The 2,763-nt window shown below is 39.4% G+C and carries 2 protein-coding genes; both read right to left on the bottom strand.

What is annotated here, in order from left to right:
* Positions 1-168: 168 nt before the first annotated feature.
* The gene (locus EUBHAL_RS13690) at positions 169-1,347 is read right to left on the bottom strand and encodes a sn-glycerol-1-phosphate dehydrogenase (RefSeq protein WP_022170666.1); all 1,179 of its coding nucleotides are present in this window, start codon (positions 1,345-1,347) and stop codon (positions 169-171) included.
* A gap of 91 nt (positions 1,348-1,438) precedes the next feature.
* Positions 1,439-2,386, bottom strand: a complete 948-nt coding sequence (locus EUBHAL_RS13695; protein WP_005351322.1) for a sugar-binding transcriptional regulator — start codon at positions 2,384-2,386, stop codon at positions 1,439-1,441.
* Between the last annotated feature and the right edge of the window lie 377 nt (positions 2,387-2,763).

Genomic DNA, 2,763 nt, shown 5'->3' on the forward strand with positions numbered 1-2,763 from the left:
AAGAGGTGGGAGTCTTCTCGACTGAGATAAATATTTATACCTGCTTTTATAATTTTTATATCTAAAATACTGAATACTCATACTTGATTTTATATATCTAAAATTATGATTCCAAATCCAGTTATAGCTAGAAATACCTTAAGACTCCGAGAGTGCATTTATTATTTTTTATCCGTAAATCTCTTCTGTAATCTTATCTGCGATTTCTTCCAGACGGCCGTTATCCTTTGCGAACTGCATGATGGAGTAACGAGGACGTACTGTGTATCCCTTCAGTAAGCTGTCGTGGAACAGTTCTTTGCTGATACCGATATCCTTTGGACTTGTTGGTGCACCGCCTTTTGCTAAAAGTGCCTCAATCTCTTCGTGAGGAGGGCAAAGTGCTCCAGTTCCTTCTGGAAGGATATCTGCTAATTCTTCAAAGAAACGTGCAATAATTGGAGTTGCAACACCAACCTGAATACCATGGTGATTTGGATTTAAGCCGCGTGCAATGTAGTCCATCTCCCAGAAATGAGACAACATATGCTCTGCTCCTGATGCTGGACGGGAAATATTAACTAATGCCATAGCAACACCTGTTAATGTTAATGCCTCTAATAAAGCTCCAAGTGATTCTGGATCTCTGTCCTTTAATCCTTCTGCTTTTGCAAAACATTTGTCCAATGCTCTGTTAACTAATGTAACACAGGTATCACAGCGATAATCGTTATTTGCCTTAACTGCTAAATCCCAGTCAGCGATTGCAGTAATCTTACCAACAACATCACCGTAACCTGCCTGAATTAAATCCTGTGGTGCAGTCTTTAAAATATCTGTATCTCCAACAAGTCCGTATGTAAGATGTGCTACTGGAGAATACTTATATCCCTGTGAAAAGATTGGTGCGCCATCTGCAACATATCCATCCATAGATGGAGCTGTTGCAACAATGATATAAGGAAGTCCGGAACGGGAAGTTACGAACTTAACGGAGTCATTGATAACACCAGAACCAACTGCTACCATAAGGCTTGTATCTAAATCCTGCTCCTGTACTATTCTTCCAAGAGTCTTCTCGTCTGGAATTAAAATGTCATCTCCTGTGTCAAATAACAGTTCCTTAACATTAAAGCCATTCTCTTTTAACAGTTCTACCGCTCTCTTACCTGCTACTTTATAAGTATGGTTATCAAATACTACAAGAATCTTACCATCTTTAAATGGCTCTGCCATCTTAGGTAAATCTTCAATCGCTCCTTTACGGATTGACATATCATGTACACTAAAGTTGTGGTGCTTTCCACAAGAACAATCAAACTCAGTTTGTGGCATCTCGTTAATTGACAGGTTAAGAATTTCATCCATGACATTTACCCCCTTGATTAAAAACATGAATTAAATATAACTAAAATATATTCATATGAGTTCTGAAACAAATCCGTCTCATCCTCATATCTTATTCAGATATCAGTGCCTCCGCACATTGGATATCTGTAATTAACGTGTTAATATAATGACCATTAATCGCTCCTCTGATAGCTCGGAGCTTCTCAATACCTCCGGCAATACCAATGGAGCGTGGAACGGTACGAAGCTTACTTATATCCATTCCAATTACATTATTATCATCTTCATATGGAGAAGTATCTCCCTTAATATCATAAAACTGCATACACAGTTCTCCTGCAACCTTACGGTTAATCAGAGAATCAATCTCATTCTCCTTGAAATATCCCGTTGCCATGATTGCTGACTTCTCATTCGGATAACCGATACCAACTACAGCAATATCAAGTTTCTGTGTCAAACGTATCGCCGGTAATAAAGTCTCTTCTTTCAAAAGCTCCTCTCGAATATTCCTGCTTGAAACACGCGCGGGTGCATGTAGTGGTACAAACTTTCCATCATATATACGGGACAATGATTCTGCCAGGCTATTCGCATGAAGTTCCATACGAACTCTTCCGACACCACCAACTATAGGAACAAAAGTAACTCTCTTCGCTTCCGGATGCATCACATGGGAAATAACTTCATATAAGGTAGAACCCATAGAAACTCCCACGGTATTCCCGTCCTTAATTGTATACTCCAGATATCTGGCTGCTGCCTCTCCCAATGCTTCCTTCATCTTATCCTCGGAAGAATTCTCCCCAACGATAATCACTTCCTGAAGTCCATACTCTTTCTCAAGCTTACGCTCAAGTTCCCAATGTTCCACTGCATCTACATTCGAAATGCTAATCTTTACAATGCCTTGTTCTCTGGCAAGTGCCAGTACCCTCGACACCGTAGGTCTGGACAAATTCAAGTCTTTGGCAATCTGCTGCTGGCTGATACCCTGATTATAATATAAATCGCATACCCGAACCATAAGGCGTGGGTCATCAATTACCTTTCTCATAATTTATCCCTCCCGTAACTATTTTCTATTATAAATTCTCCCTTTTAGATTGTCAATAAAAATATGGCTTATATTTTTACATTCTTTCAATTTATCCAAATATTTTGGTGAATTTTTAGGCATAATTTTGACTTTATTTTTACTTTTGTAAATATATTTGCTTGTAACCCGAAATTTCTATATACACTATGGCAAATTCTGGCCTGCCGCAGGCAAGGAGACGCCCCCAAAGAGAGACAATACCCTATTTAATTCAAACAAAAGACAGCCCGAGAAGGAAAACAATACCCTCTATTTGCGGCCTCGGAGCAAGGTTTGGATGTGAGCACATAAGCGAACATCCAAACCGCCGCGACTAAAGTCACAAATAGAGGGTA

Origin of the sequence: Anaerobutyricum hallii DSM 3353, from assembly GCF_000173975.1 — a bacterium.
Taxonomy (GTDB): Bacteria; Bacillota; Clostridia; order Lachnospirales; family Lachnospiraceae; genus Anaerobutyricum; species Anaerobutyricum hallii.